At 38.9% G+C, this 15,089-nt stretch carries 14 protein-coding genes; 6 read left to right on the top strand and 8 right to left on the bottom strand.

The features are described 5' to 3' along the window. The first annotated feature begins 273 nt into the window (after positions 1-273). From PLE33_07125 to PLE33_07100, 6 genes are all read left to right on the top strand, one after another. Complete coding sequence (locus PLE33_07125; protein HPS61021.1) at positions 274-1,572, top strand: transposase; 1,299 nt, start codon at positions 274-276, stop codon at positions 1,570-1,572. A gap of 78 nt (positions 1,573-1,650) precedes the next feature. Beyond that, positions 1,651-2,841, top strand: a complete 1,191-nt coding sequence (locus PLE33_07120; protein ID HPS61020.1) for an electron transfer flavoprotein subunit alpha — start codon at positions 1,651-1,653, stop codon at positions 2,839-2,841. Then, on the top strand, positions 2,838-4,049 hold the full coding sequence (locus PLE33_07115) for an amidohydrolase family protein (GenBank protein ID HPS61019.1): 1,212 nt from the start codon (positions 2,838-2,840) through the stop codon (positions 4,047-4,049). Before PLE33_07120 ends, PLE33_07115 begins: the two co-directional genes overlap by 4 nt. A gap of 56 nt (positions 4,050-4,105) precedes the next feature. Beyond that, positions 4,106-4,240 (top strand): hypothetical protein, encoded by a 135-nt coding sequence (locus PLE33_07110; protein HPS61018.1) that lies wholly within the window; start codon positions 4,106-4,108, stop codon positions 4,238-4,240. Positions 4,241-4,316: 76 nt separating this feature from the next. After that, entirely contained in the window at positions 4,317-4,946 is a 630-nt protein-coding gene (locus tag PLE33_07105; protein HPS61017.1) for a radical SAM protein, read from the top strand. A gap of 216 nt (positions 4,947-5,162) precedes the next feature. Next, positions 5,163-6,146 carry a hypothetical protein gene (locus PLE33_07100; protein ID HPS61016.1) on the top strand — a complete coding sequence of 328 codons (984 nt, stop codon included), beginning with the start codon at positions 5,163-5,165 and terminating at the stop codon, positions 6,144-6,146. Between the two features lie 116 nt (positions 6,147-6,262). On the opposite strand, the gene thiS is transcribed toward PLE33_07100, so the two are convergent. From thiS to bamA, 8 genes are read right to left on the bottom strand one after another with little or no spacing between them, the layout of a single operon-like run. Then, positions 6,263-6,475 (bottom strand): sulfur carrier protein ThiS, encoded by a 213-nt coding sequence (gene thiS / locus PLE33_07095; GenBank protein HPS61015.1) that lies wholly within the window; start codon positions 6,473-6,475, stop codon positions 6,263-6,265. A gap of 2 nt (positions 6,476-6,477) precedes the next feature. Further along, positions 6,478-7,095: a sulfur carrier protein ThiS adenylyltransferase ThiF gene (thiF, locus tag PLE33_07090; GenBank protein HPS61014.1), complete on the bottom strand. Its 618-nt coding sequence runs from the start codon at positions 7,093-7,095 to the stop codon at positions 6,478-6,480. Continuing rightward, entirely contained in the window at positions 7,092-7,841 is a 750-nt protein-coding gene (locus PLE33_07085) for a molybdopterin-guanine dinucleotide biosynthesis protein MobB (GenBank protein HPS61013.1), read from the bottom strand. Before PLE33_07085 ends, thiF begins: the two co-directional genes overlap by 4 nt. Further along, positions 7,838-8,320: a 2-C-methyl-D-erythritol 2,4-cyclodiphosphate synthase gene (ispF, locus tag PLE33_07080; protein ID HPS61012.1), complete on the bottom strand. Its 483-nt coding sequence runs from the start codon at positions 8,318-8,320 to the stop codon at positions 7,838-7,840. The genes PLE33_07085 and ispF overlap by 4 nt, the downstream gene beginning before the upstream one ends. Before the next feature lie 4 nt (positions 8,321-8,324). Continuing rightward, positions 8,325-11,069, bottom strand: a complete 2,745-nt coding sequence (locus PLE33_07075) for an SIS domain-containing protein (GenBank protein HPS61011.1) — start codon at positions 11,067-11,069, stop codon at positions 8,325-8,327. A gap of 11 nt (positions 11,070-11,080) precedes the next feature. Continuing rightward, a complete protein-coding gene (gene ispD, locus PLE33_07070; GenBank protein ID HPS61010.1) occupies positions 11,081-11,785 on the bottom strand; it encodes a 2-C-methyl-D-erythritol 4-phosphate cytidylyltransferase in 705 nt (234 codons plus the stop codon). After that, positions 11,773-12,723 carry a radical SAM protein gene (locus tag PLE33_07065; GenBank protein ID HPS61009.1) on the bottom strand — a complete coding sequence of 317 codons (951 nt, stop codon included), beginning with the start codon at positions 12,721-12,723 and terminating at the stop codon, positions 11,773-11,775. The genes ispD and PLE33_07065 overlap by 13 nt, the downstream gene beginning before the upstream one ends. A gap of 1 nt (position 12,724) precedes the next feature. Next, positions 12,725-14,977 carry an outer membrane protein assembly factor BamA gene (gene bamA, locus PLE33_07060; GenBank protein HPS61008.1) on the bottom strand — a complete coding sequence of 751 codons (2,253 nt, stop codon included), beginning with the start codon at positions 14,975-14,977 and terminating at the stop codon, positions 12,725-12,727. Positions 14,978-15,089 lie beyond the last annotated feature (112 nt).

Below are 15,089 nucleotides of genomic sequence, written 5' to 3'. Positions count from 1 at the left end.
AAAATGGATTTTCCCTCAAAAATTTTCGTAAACAAAATTGGCAATCGAGAATTTTATGCCATTTAAAGCACATAATACTCTAATAGAAGCATTTTCTTGGGAGTGAGATGAACTTTGTGTCTAAATTTTAAAAATAGTTTAAATAACGCTGGATTTACCCTGTGGATAACTCATTTTTTTGGACAAAAAACTATTATAATAATTTGAAAAAAAAAGCTTTACAAAAATGGCGGTCTCACAATTATGGGATCAATTAAACATAAGGAGACCACAATGATAGCAATACAGAATGAAACCACCGAATTCGTACAAGGGAGATTATCTTGCTTCAGTAAAAAAGCAGCAGAAGGACTTTCTAAACCCAAACAAAAATTCATAAAAGATATGCTAATGGGATTGTGTGGAACTGGATCACCTTCTGTACATAATATCGCAAAATTTATCCAAGATAATGTATCCACCAAATCTTCTTCTGAGCGTTTATATCGGAATTTGCGCGACGACGACTATGTTGAGCACATTGGTAAAACGCTGTTACAGTTGGCAAAACCCTATATTACAGATGAAACCATCTTCATCGTTGATGAAAGTGACATTGAAAAACCCTATGCAAAAAAGATGGAAGGTTTGCAGAAGATTTATAATGGTAGCGAAGGTAAAAGTACCAATGGGTATCTATTAGTCAACATTGTGGCCTATACTCCCAACAAAGATTCATATATGCTCTTACCAGTTTTTAGTCGTTTGATTGCACCTAATATGGAATATGACTCAGCTAAACAGATTATGCAAGATGCAATTATCGATATGGAGTTGGCCTTTAACGGTAAAGGCACTTATGTGTTTGATAGAGGATTTGATGACCGTAAGCTGATAGAGTTTTTAAGTAACAATGGGATTCGTTTTGTCATTCGTGGCAAGGGTGATCGAGCTGTTAAAGAAGGATTTGAAGAAATCAATTTCAACAAAATCGTAAACGAAATGGAGTTCAAGTATGAATTGCCTGGGCTCAAAGCAAATGAAGTATTTCACTGCGCCACCAGAAGAATTAATGTCAGAACCGATGACCATCCCAGTAAAAAATCAAATACAGTAGAGATTAGTTTGGTTGTATCGCGGATCTTTAGAAAAGGTTTTCAAAAAAGAAACGACTTTTATCTATTATGTGATTTTGCAAGCCAGGATATGCTTGATTTGGAGCTGGTTGCGAAAGCAATAGTTGTTTATAAAAAACGTTGGGCAATTGAAGAAGTTCATCGTCAAATGAAGCAAAGTATGAAATGGGAAACCATGAGATTGGGTAGCTATCAAGGTATGAAAAATCTTAATGCTTTCATGGCTTTAGCATTGTTCTTCATCTATGTGTCTAAAAAGTATCTTGCCAAATTCGCTGTTGGATTCCCTAAAATAATAAACTACAAAAAAGAAGATTTATCTATACCTAAAGAATTCATATACTATAGAATAGCTGAAGTCATTTCAGTATGCATTAACTTTATTATCCAGTATAAACGAAAACTAAGCTTAGCAGAACGTATCGACCAGCATCAAATGAAAATAAGGTTCCGGTAAAAAAATATGGGAATGCCAATTGAATTTGGACTTGACAGAAAAAGCAAATAAAAATAAATGCAGATTAGGAGAATATTTATGATTGAAGTATTATTGGAAAAGTGCGTCGGTTGCGGTGCCTGTTTAAGTGCCTGTGCTTATGATGCCATAAAAATTGAAGAGAAGCTTGCTGTAATTGACCCGGATAAGTGCATTTTATGTGGTGCCTGTGTTTCTGCCTGTCCGTTTGAGGCAATTTTACTCCGTAAGGCAAAAACGGAAGCAATTGATAAAAGCGAATACAATGGAATTTGGGTTTTTGCCGAACAAAGAGCAGGAGTTATTGCCCCCGTCGTCTTTGAACTTTTAGGAAAAGGGCGTGAACTTGCTGATGAATTGGGAACTGAACTTTCCGCCGTTCTTTTAGGCAATCAGATTGAAGAGCTCTCATCCGAGCTTATTGCTTTTGGTGCCGACCAGGTGATTGAAGTTGATGACCCCGTGCTTAAGCATTTTCAAGATGAATATTATGCTAAAGCCCTTTCCGAACTTGCTCTTAAATATAAACCTTCGGTAATTCTTGCGGGAGCCACTGTTTTGGGAAGAAGCTTTATACCCCGCGTGGCAATTCGTTTGCATACCGGCTTAACTGCCGATTGCACAGGTCTTTCCATTGATCCTGAAACGGGCGATTTACTGCAAACTCGTCCTGCTTTCGGGGGAAATATTATGGCTACTATAAAAACAGCTAATAACCGTCCTCAAATGGCTACAGTTCGTCATAAAGTGATGAATCCCATTGTGCGCGATGATACTCGCGATGGAATTGTAATTCAGGAACAGATCAATTTTGATTTGGAAGAGGACAAAACACAGTGGCTTGGCTTTGAAAAAGAAAAATCCAATCTGATTAATATTACCGAAGCCAATATCATCGTTTCCGGAGGAAGGGGTTTGAAAGAGGCAAAGAATTTTGCCTTAATTGAAGAACTGGCAGAATCTTTAGGAGGAGCTGTCGGAGCTTCCAGGGCAGCTGTAGATGCTGAATGGATACCCTATTCCCATCAAGTAGGGCAAACGGGCAAAACCGTTAAACCCTTAATATATATAGCAGTTGGAATTAGCGGAGCAATTCAGCACCTGGCAGGAATGTCCAGTTCCGATTATATCATTGCTATCAATAAAGATCCTGATGCACCTATCTTTAAAGTTGCCGATTTAGGCATCGTAGGTGACATTTTTGAAATTGTTCCCAAACTAACAAAAAGGATTAAAGAACAACGAGTATGATTATTAAACCCGCAATTAGCGTTATCAGTCCTGATAGAATTGAGCAGGATATCGGCTTACAACTTTGGGGAACTCTCTTTGAGGAATTACCCCTGCACAAAGATTGCCCCAATGCCATTGCCTACACTCCTTTAATTAATTCCCATGACCATTTAATTAGTAATTGGGTTCCCCGCGCAGGAGATAACCGTCCTTACAAAAATTCTCATATTTGGGTTGAAGATATGAAGGAATCCTTTGCCTTCAAGGAAAGGGATATTTTTTGGCATAATAACGGTGGTTTTCGTTTAGAGGAACCAAATTCTTTAGTCATTACCAAGCTGGGTGCCTATAAAAGTTTGTTTTGCGGGTGCAGCGTAGTGCAAGATCATTCCCCCAATCAGGTTGATGCCTATTATGAAGCAATGCCTATTATTGTGTCTAAAAACTTTCGGCAGTGCCATTCTTTAACCTTGGGAAACTGGTGGGGAGGTGAAACTCCGCAAAAAGAAATGGAACTTACCAAGGGAAAGATGCCTTTCATTGTGCATTTGGGTGAAGGAATAGATGATATTACAAAAGGGGAATTTGCTCAGCTGAAAAAAATGGACTTGCTGAAAGAAAACACTTTGATAATCCATGGCATTGCCCTAAGCGCTGAAGATATGGATGAAGTGGCAAAGGCAAAAGCTTCTTTGTGCTGGTGCCCTTCCTCCAATTTCTTTCTTATCGGACAAACAATTAAGATTGATGCAGCTCTGAAAAGCAAGGTAAATGTCTGCATAGGAACCGATTCAACTATGTCCGGAGGAATAAATCTGATTGCTGAATTCCTGAAAATCAGAGAGGTCTTCCCAAAAATTCCCGCTAAGGAAATTTACCGGATGGCTACTGTGAATGCTGTAACTGCCCTTTACCTGCCTCAATATTTCGCTTTTATAAACCCCGATAAATGCCGTAATTTATTGCTGGTGGATAAGACGGAACGCGATCCTTACGAAAATCTTTATACTTTGGAAGCGGCTACTATTCAGCTTTTAATTGTAGATGGAATACCCCGGTTCGGGGATAGCGAATGGCTGGAACTGCTTAATTTGGATGATGAACTGTATAGCACTTTTCGCACTGGTAATAAAGAAAAATTCGTGATTGGCGACCCCATGGATTTGAATGAGCAGATTGATGAGGTCTTAGGATATCATAAGGACTTTCCGTATTTACCGTTTTAGGGTAGGGAAAACGAAAAATGTAGCATGGCGAGATGGCGAGATAGCGAAATGGTGAGATGGCGAAATGGCGAGATGGTGAGATGGCAAGATGGCGAAATGGTGAGATAGCGAGATGGCGAGATGGTGAGATGGCAAGATGGCGAGATGGCAAAATGGTGAGATGGCAGGATGGTGAGATGGCGAGATGGTGAGTTTGGAAAACTTTTCTTATTTATTGAAATCTGTGAAATCCGTGTAATCTGTGAGAAAATATTATCGGGATAAAAGATGGAAAAACACTTGAATGTAACTGAAATTTACTATTCTTTACAGGGCGAATCTAATTACAGTGGCTATCCCTGTATTTTTATCCGCCTCTCTGAATGCAATTTGCGTTGTTTTTACTGCGATACTCAATATGCCTTCGGTAAAGGAAAATCAATGGCTATCAGCTCTATAATGGAAGAAGTTAAAAAATTCCCTTGCTCCCTTATTGAAATTACCGGCGGCGAACCTCTCCTCCAGGAAGATGTGGATGCCTTGTTTGACACACTGCATAATTTATCCTACCAAATTTTACTGGAAACCAATGGAGCCCTGTCTCTGGCAAATGTCCCGAACTATTTAATTAAAATTGTGGATGTTAAAACTCCAGGCAGCGGAATGCAAAACAGTTTTCTGCCGGAAAACCTGCAATATCTAAATCCTCAAGATGAACTTAAGTTTGTTTTAACGGATAAAATGGATTATAATTTTGCCCTTCAGTTCCTGCGAGAAAACAAACCGAATATTGCCACAGTTCATTTTTCTCCGGTAACGGATGTTTTAAGCCCGAAAGAATTGGCTGGTTGGATGCTGGAAGATGGAATGAAAGCAAAATTGACATTGCAGCTGCACAAAATAATCGGGATGGCATAAAATTTTCTTGCTTAAAAGCCAAAAAGATATAGTTTTTACATAGAGGGAAAGAGTTAAAGAGGAGTTAAGATTATTTTGTCCCGAAAAGACGAAAGAATATTGTAGCTTGTTTGTTCAGGGTAGATGGAGGATGCTTAGAAACGACGAGGACTTAATTTTTTCCTGAAAAAAATGCGGAGCTTATAAAAGCTTCAGCAAAAAATGGAGGTTCAAATTATGAAACGCATTTATGGCTTGCTTTTAATAGGCGTTCTTCTAATTTTGCTTAGTCCGGGTTTACTATCCGATACCATCAAATTAACTAATGGAAGTGTAATTTATGGACACATTAGCAGAGAAGAAATAGACAAGGTTATTATAATTGACCAAAATGGAATTGAGAATAGCATTCCGCGAGACCTGATCCTTTCTATAGATAAAGGATTGGCAACCAAAAAAGATGTTCAGAGAGTAATTATAACTTTAAAAAGCGGAATTGAAGTAAAAGGTTCTTTAATTTTGGATGATGCTAACAGCGTAACAATTAAAGACGAAACAGGAATTGAGAAAAAAATAGCTAAAAGCAATATCCGGGATATCGTTATTGATCTGGATAAACCAAATGAAAGACCAATAACAATTCAACGCTATGAAGAGCCGGAAACAGAAATTGAAACAGAAATTGTTGCCAGCCCTGCAGAAAAAACCAATAAATTTGATATCGGACTAAAAATTGGTTATCAGAAACCCAATTTTGATCTTCTTTCTGATAGATATGGTAAGGGATTTATCTTTGGCGGCGAATTGATTTTCTGGTCGCAAAACAAATACGGCATCGGATTTAGTATTGAAAGATATAGTAATAGCTCGGAATATGATTATTATTATTATATGTATAAATATGATATATCCATTATGCCAGTTACTCTTACTGGATATTATAAAAAGCAAAGCTATAATCACAAGGTAATACCTTACTTTGGCTTAGGTATCGGACAATATTTTATGGACGAAGAAATAACAGATTCTTATTGGTATCAATATTCCAGTTGGTCTGAAAGAAATGACAGTGAAACCGGTTTTCAATGTTTATGCGGTTTACAATATAAGATTATTTTTGTTGAGCTAAAATACTCCAAGATGTTTAAAAGTAGCTGGGGAGTTGAAGACGAATATGACGATATTGGAGGTCTAAATATTGAGGGCGGGCTCAGGTTCTAATAATTTAGGTTGAAAACTGCATTGGCAATCTAAAATTGAGCTTCCGCTATAGAGGGTTATAGAAAAAGAACAGGATTAAAATTGAGAGTAGGGACTCAGCTAACCTTTAATATTCATCAGCCACCGCTAATCAGATGGATTACTTTTATATCGGCATTTTCAGGAATGGGAGTGGTCTGCCAATTTTCTCTTTTTATAAGTTCCCCGTTCATTTTAATAACCAGCATTTTGAAGGTATAATTCATCAATTTTAGGGCATCAGCAACAACGAGTCCTTCCTTCCAGGTTAATTTATGTCCATTTACAAAAAAATTAGGTTCGGCTGTCATATCTATTTTCCTTTTGGTTCAGCAAGTAGTTCCAAAGCCAAATTTGCCTGCATATTAGCTACAACTGCTACCCGAGTTGCTATTGGGCTTACTTTTTTTTGCAATTCGCTGTTCATATCACCTATTAGATGCAAGAAACCGTAATGTTCGCAATGAATGTTTTTATTTTTTCCGAAACCCGCTATTCCGGAAGCGGCAATGATGTGTCTCTTGGAGTAATTAGATAGCCAACAGGATATTAACATCTCTTTTTGGTCTGCTTCATCCATTGCTTCCAGAAGCAGGTCTGCCTCTTTAAAAATAGCGTCAAAATTAGCAGGAGTAATTTTAACCGAATGTAAAACAAGATTAATGAATGGATTAAAAGAGCGAATATTTTCTGCCAAGGCGTCCACTTTCAGTTTGCCCAGTTGGGCAATAGTATATTGCTGGCGATTAAGATTTTCCAAGGTTACAATGTCGTAATCAGCAATAATTAAAGTTCCGATGCCAGCTCGGGCTAAAGAAATTGCTATATTGGAACCTAAACCTCCCGCTCCGGCAATGCCGATAGTTGCTTTTTGCCAAAAAGGAAAGGCAGAGGGATCACGCTTGGAAAAATATTCTTCCCTGGAAATCAACGCTTAATCTCCAATTTAATCTTGCCGGCAGGATCAATATCCTTAAGGTTATTCACAAAGGAACAAACAATATCCTGTAATAATTTTTGGACAAAAGGCACAATCACTATTTCCCTCTCCCCTACCCAAAGTTTTAGTTCCGCTTTGTTATCTAAAACGCAATCACTCCTTTTAGCTCTACCCTGAACAATATCCCCTGCCATCGTATAACAATCCTTCCCGCATTCAGAACAGCATTCCGGTTCCGCTACAGGCAAAAGATCAAAGCTTTTTTCTTGAACGGTGCTTATTAAAACAGCCAAATCATCCGGCAACGAAAAAACAGGCAAACCTTGAAAGCTCTCTCTTTGAGAAGCAATAATGCCGGAAATACCAATACAGGTATCATCAACCAGTTCTTCCAGTTGACTTGTATTTTCGGCACATACAATTTTTGGAACGGGTGCATTTTGTAATCCCTCAATAATAAGATAATCAGCATTCAGAAAATAAACCATCTCAGCTAAATTTAAGGATTTTGGAAAAAGCAATGCACTGTCATATAACCCCTTAGCAAAAACGGCTTTACTTCCTGCCTCTTGATGCAGAAAAGTATTCTTGCCTTCGGTATCGGAACGATATGTTTCGCTATGGATATCTTTTATGGAACAAACATTATAGCCCTGTCGGGTCAATTCTTTGATGATGGAAGTAGCCACGGTTGTTTTACCGGTGCGGTGATAACCAATAACTCCTAATGCCTTCATATTTTATCCGTTACAAGCAGTAACTGGCAAAATGCGCTAATCCCTTCTCCTTTTCCACTGATGCCAAGACCTTCTTCAGTAGTGGCTTTAATAGAGATTTGCCCTATTTCGCAATTCAAGTCCTCTGCCAGGTTAGCACGCATTTCTTGAATAAAGGGTTGAAGTTTTGGTTGCTGACAACAGATAACGGCATCCAGATTATTTAGGAGCCAACCCTTTTCCGTAATTAAAGGGTAAGTTCTTCGTAAAAGAATGCGGGAATCTATATCCTTATAAGATAAATCGTTATCGGGATATAATGTGCCAATATCTCCCAAAGCCAAAGCTCCCAAAAGAGCATCAATTATACTGTGAATTAGAACATCAGCATCCGAATAGCCAACTAGCCCTTTATGATAAGGTATTTTTACCCCTCCCAAAATAAGTTCCCTGCCGGAAACAAGACAGTGAACATCGTAGCCAAAACCGCAACGCAACATAAACTCAATCCACGGTTATACTTTTGGATACATTTTTAGGAACATCGGGATGGACACCATGATCGTGCACTCCCAATTTATCCAGTTTTTTCATTTTCCTAACGCTCATTTTCAGTGCCAGCAGCTGGAGAACAATGGTGGCAGAAAAACAGGTCATCAAACAGGAACCGGTTTTGGGTAACATAATATATGACCATGCATAATAACTGTTTTCGTTGGGCTTGGCAGAAGCGTTTTTCAGCAGCCGTTCATTCTCTTCGGCAATAACGAAGGTATTGGCACCCCGAATTTTATGAGTATTTATCTGAGAAATAGTAAGGTTTACATCGCGGTCGTCGGGACCTGTAACATAAACTAACGGATAATTGCGATAGAGATGCTCAAAGAAATCCTTATCCTGAACAAACTTATTGAAGGTTTTAGTTCCCTGCAAGGATAAATTGAAGGGCTGATTGTGAGTGAAAATATAATCCGCCAACGCTTTATAGATTTCTTTCGTTTCGCTGGAAGGAATACCCTCCTGCTTACAAAGCGCTTCCAATTCATCAATAATTCCACTGAAATAACGCAGAAGTGAGCGAAGATGTTTTACCCCGAAAACGGTATTTTTCCCTAAAATTGTATTAGGACCATGTTTAAATTCGGATGCTTCTCTGCCTTCAGCATGCGTTAAAACCGTCTCTCTTATTTTTAAGGCACCTTCCATAGCAACTCCGCTTATTTTTGTAGCTAAGATATGGATGGAGGGTTCCATATACATTTTACCTGCCATAATTTCTATTTCTCCGCTTACATTATCCAGGGTTTCTTTCAGCAGGGAAGGAATCTTAAAAAGAGAAGAATAGTATTCATCAATTTCGTGTTGACGGCTATTGCGTTGTTCTGCAGTTAAATTATTATCCATTTCGTTCAGCTGCATCTGTGCCGTTTTAATTGCCAGATAGTAAAAAAGAGTAATCTGATTCATAAAACTCTTAGTGGCGGGAACCGCTATTTCCGGTCCGCATAAAATAGGAATTGCCACATCGCTTTTTTCCTGTCCTAAAGTAGAATTCATATTATTTACCAAAACTACTTTACGCACATTCAGGTCTTTGGCATCAATATCATTGAAAATATCTATCAGGTCTTTGGTTTCACCGGATTGGGAAACACCAATAATAAGGTCATTATCCTTAATGCAATTGGAATATTCTCCTCTGAAATCACCAGGTAAAATAGGAATTATCTCCATTCCGGCAATGGAATTGAAAAAGAGAGCGGCTATCTTCGTAGCATGAAAACTGGTACCGCAAGCTATGGAATAGGCATTCCGATTATTACTGATGGTATTTTTAATCAGCAGCAAAAAGTTGTCCACACTCTCATTAAATTCCTGCACATTCATCTCTTCCGCCAGGGCATCCATTGTTTTAGCCAACGAGATTTTCTTCAAATCATACTCGCCGTTCACCATTTCCAAAAAGAAATTCTTGTCGTTGGAAAAGAAGTATTTCTTTTCAAAACCTTCTTTCACGGCAACATCAAAGAATTCATTGTAGGTGTTTCTAACATTATTAAAGAACTCCGTAAACAAATCGGAATTGAGAAGGTCGTTAAATATCTGCTTGCGCTCCGCCAGAGTATTGATGGCTAAAAAGCTTTGTGTTTTTGCTAAAATTGTATCCCGCACACCTTCTTTTGCCATTAAAGATAACATTCTTTTGCCGGTATTGGAACCGCCCTGAAAAAGTTTTATCAGTTTACCCGTGGATTCGCTTTGAGCATATATTTCCTGCTCCATAAAATATTCATATTCAGGTAAAAGTTCTACATCTTCGGCTCGCAATTTGGAATAAACAGGTTTGGCAGGAATTTTATCCCCGGTCTGCCAAATTTCATTAGGTTGATTTAACCGCTTGAATTTTAAGTTCTTTTGTGCATAAACCTGATAATGTTCTGCATCATATTCAATAAATTCTCCCTCCCGTAAATTGACCAGCTGCTTGGTAAAACGCAACACGGCAGTAAGATCGGAAGAGGCAAGGGCAAAAGGCATATCTGCCAGAAAACCGATGCCAAAATATAAACTGCTGCCGGTTTTAATTGCCCAACTGGTTTCTGTATCGGGATCAACAATTACGGCTGCATAGCTTCCTACAAGTTTACCCGCGGTTTGAATTATTGCCTGACGCATACATTTTTTCCGTAATTCAGGTTCCGTAGGATTATCTGCCTTATCCATTTCAATATCAAAATAGTGTTCTACGGTGTGCACTAACATTTCACCGTCGTTATCACTTTGCACGAAGTGACCCTCGTTCACTAAAAAGGATTTTAGTTCTCCGGTATTGGTGATGTTACCATTATGAGCACCATAAATATGACGCTTGCATTTTACTTCGTGGGGCTGGGCATTTTTCTTATCTACAAAGCCAAAAGTAGCCCAACGCACCTGCCCGCAGAAGATTTTACCGCTCTGTTTTTCTATACCTAAGGTCTTTACTAAAGTGCTGGGAGCACCAACATCTTTTAATAAAGTAATTTCGGTAGTATCTCCTTGAAAAGCAGCTCCCGTGCTGTCATAACCTCTATATTCCAATGCCTTAAGTAGCTTGGAGGCATATTCACCCATTTTCAAAGAGACCTTGGGTAATGCTAATCCCAAAACACCACAACCCAATCCTAAAACGGGAACAGGAATATATAAATTTAGGTTACAGCACTTGGATAACAAGCGTTTAAGCCGTAAAGACAAAAAATGTAACATTGTTATGTCCTCTATAATTTCTTTTTTTCTATTAACTGCCTGGCAAAAAACAGGTCTGTCTCATCGGTAATTTTCAAGTTAAAATCATTATCCCAAATATAGCGTATGGGCATTCCCAAATGCTGCACCAGCGAAGCATCATCCGTAGAATAAAAGTTTTCGTTACCCGCCAGCTGATATGCTTCCAAAATTAACGCATAAGCAAAAACCTGAGGAGTAAAAACATTGATCAATTGCTGCCGGGGAAGCGTGTTAACTGCATAATCCCCTTCAATTTGCATCACCGTATGTTTAATCTTTCCTGCCGGAATAACCGCCTTATCAATTATTACCGCTGCAAAAAGCAGTTCCAGCAATTCCTGCGAAACAAACGGTCGCACACCATCATGAATTGCTACATATTCAGTTCCTTCAGGACAGGCCTGCAAAGCAGCAAAAACAGAATCCTGGCGTTCCAAGCCACCTGCAATTACCAGATAGGGTTTGCTTATGCTTTCAAACCATTGTTGGATGATGGCTTCCGTTTTGCCAATGTCCTGTTCGGGAACGGTAATTATTAAATTATCAATCAGCTCGGAAGCCATAAAGGGCTCCATACTTCTAATTATAATAGGAATTCCAGCCAAATCCCGAAATTGTTTTTTGCTGTTTCCAGGAAGGCGTGTTCCCCTTCCGGCAGCAGTGATTATAGCTGTAGTATTATTTAAGAAATCCATTTATAAAATACTCCCCTACTTTCTCTGATGGCGGAAATTTTCTTTTCCAGGTGCAATTGCCTCAGAACTTTGCTAATTTCATTGATATGAATATCCAGCATTGCAGAAAGGTCTTCGGCAGTAGAAGGACGCCTTTTCAGAGTATTATGTAAAAGCTCTATCAATTCAGAATCCAACTGACTTTCTGCGGGTTTATATTTTACTTTGGCGATAATTTCTACCGGAACGCAGACCTGTTCTTTCAGCTGAGCTTTAATTTGTTTCAGAATATTTAGTGGTAAGGGTTTAACCCAATCTTCCGCACCAGGACGGTCTAAGCAATTTAATTGCACCAAATCCGGATTTATTCTATTGATAGCTTTTGCCAGAGCTGAAAGTTCTTCATCACCTGTATTAATGCCTGAAACCAGAAATACTTCCAGCCAAACTGTGCCTTTATATTCTTGCCGGAATTGGATCAAACCCTCAATGAGGTCTTCCACTTTTAGTTCCGGACAGGGACGGTTAATTTTCTCAAATCCCTCTTGCGTGGCAGAATCAAGAGAGGGTAAAACAATATCACAAGGCAGAACTTCATTGCGAACTTCCTCTTGGGAAAAAAGAATACCATTTGTAAGCAGAGCAAGTTTATAGCCGGGGTATTTGGTTTTAATATAGCTAACTATTTCTCCCAGAGAACTATTTAAGGTCGGTTCTCCGGCTCCGGAAAAAGTGATATAATCCAAGTGAGGGTTGGTTGCTAAAAAGCTATCCAGCTCAGCCAAAATTTCCCCTATGCTATAGAACTCCTCTCTCTTAGTTACCAGATGAGTAGTTCTTTGCACTTCACAATAAACGCAATTTAAAGGACAATACTTATAAGGGACAAGGTCTATTCCTAAAGATATACCTAACCGACGGGACATTACAGGTCCGAAAAGGTGTTTATACTTAATCATCTTAAAAAGTTATTCCAAACTGTAAATGCGGTTCCCAACCGCCATCATTAATGTTATAGGCATAATCAAAACCGATTAAACCGAAAGGACTGCGAATTCTGATTCCGAGCCCAGTGCCTTTCTTGAAATTCAGAAAATTGAAATCCCGCATTTTGTTATAGCTATTGCCGGCATCAAAAAAGGCAACAGCTATAATTTGGTCACTACCCAAAGGATAACCCAATTCTGTGGAAAAGATGATTGCCCTTGTTCCACCCCCGGAAGGGCCAATGGAACTATCGGGAAAACCTCTTATTCCATCTGCACCTGTGCCTCCCAAATAGAATTTTTCATCCGGGGGAGCATCATCGGAACGACCATAAGGCGTAACATAACAAAAACGCCATTTTGTGCGTAAAATAAGTTTCTCCCAGGTATCCATATACCAGTTCACCTGAGCAATTTGTTTGAAGTAATCAAAATTCCCTCCCAGAATACCACCTGCAATTTCACTGTAAAGAGTAAACTGGCTTCCTTTTGTGGGGAAAAATACATTATCGCGGGTATCTCTGCTGAGGGTTAAACTGGTGGCACTGGTATATCTCCAACCCTGTTGATTTAATTCTATCAAAGTAGCATTAGCTGTAGAATCTGCTAAAATGGAACTCATTTCGGTTATCCGATACTTCTTGGAATATAATGAATAACCTATAACGGCACGCGCTTTATCTACCCAGGGAATAGTTCTACCCACTCTTAAACCGGCACCACGGGTAAAAATCTCATAGTAGAAAGAGCTCCAGGTCTTTTTAGTGTAATAGAGATTGCTTCCCAAAAGAATGTCCGTATCCAGCAAATTGGGATTAGTGAAGGCAAATTCAAAGTTTTGGGTGTTTCCTCCAAATTCCCAGGTTAAATTGGAAGACCAGTTATTCCCGAACAGATTGTTTTCGGATACTGATAGTTGCCCAACAAATTTATCCTGAGAATTATAACCTACTCCTCCATTGGCAGTTCCACTGGAACGATCTACCACATCAAACTGCAGGTCTATATCTCCATCGTTATTTACAGGAGTGTAATCCAACCGGATATCCTGTTCAAAAAAGCCCAGATTGTAGATGTTTTGTTGGCTTCGCATCACTTGACTTTGGCGAAAATAATCACCTGGTGAAACTTCCAGTTGACGCCTAATCACTTTTTCCTTGGTTCTTTTATTGCCGGTTATATGTATCTGACGGATACGGGCACGGTTGTTTTCGTTTATTTGCAGGTTCACAATCAGCTGATCGCCTTCTTTCACATAATTCGGGACAATTGAAACATAGATAAAACCTTCATCAAAATATTTGGCATAGATGTTATGCAATTCGTTATCAAAGACCTCTTGGTCAAAGGGCTCTCCGATTTTGATGGTAAATACTTTACTCAGCTCTTCTGCAGAGTAAAATTCATTACCTTGAATAGATATGCCTCCGAAATTATACTTTGTGCCCTCATAGATATTTATCACTATTTCAAGGTGTTTTTCATCCAAAGGTTGCACTTCATAAGGACCAACTACTACATCAATATAGCCGTTTTTCTTGTAAAAAGCAGTGAGTGCTTGCAAATCAGCGTCAAATTTCTCCTGTTCAAAATGACCCGAGCGAAGAAAACTGGCGTGTTTGGTTTTCATCTTTTTCAGCAGGGTTTTATCCTCAAAAGAGCTATTTCCCGCAAAGGTTATTTGCTTGATGGAAACCCGCTTTCCCTCATCTACCTGAACTTTTAAGCCAATTTTATTATTCGCTCCCCGAGATTCAAAGATTTGAATATCGGCATTGCTAAAACCCTTCACGGCATATTCATTTTTCAGTTTATGCAATAGCTGGTTTTTTACTCCTTCACTCCAATAACTGCCGACTTTTACATTTACCAGTTCATCTATTCTTTCCTGTTTCACAACCTTGAAACCAATATATTCAATACTGCTTACAATAGGATTTTCCTTAATCTTGATCAGCAAAGTTACCCCTGTTCTATAGGGCTCCGATTCAAATTGAATATCGGAAAATATCCCCATTTTATACAAATTCCGAATGGATTTGGCAACTGCTTCAGGATCAAGTGCATCGCCTATATGGATACTGAGCGCAGAAGTTACCAGCTCGGGGTCTATATTTTCAGCTCCGCTAACTTTGATTTCATAGATCGTTTCTCCTGCAGCAAACAGGTTTTGGGTAAGGCAGCCCAGCAGCAGTATAAAGATGCTGCACAGTATTATTCTTCGCATTTTTCCTCCACTAAAGAGTTAATTTACACATTTGCAAACAGCCCTTTTTCGTAAAGACATTTTTTTACCGTATTCCCTAATGGCTATTCGGACTTTATGCATAGCTGCATAT

The organism is Candidatus Cloacimonas sp. (genome assembly GCA_035403355.1).
In the GTDB taxonomy this organism is placed as follows: domain Bacteria; phylum Cloacimonadota; class Cloacimonadia; order Cloacimonadales; family Cloacimonadaceae; genus Cloacimonas.
This window is presented reverse-complemented; position numbering and strand designations above follow the sequence as displayed.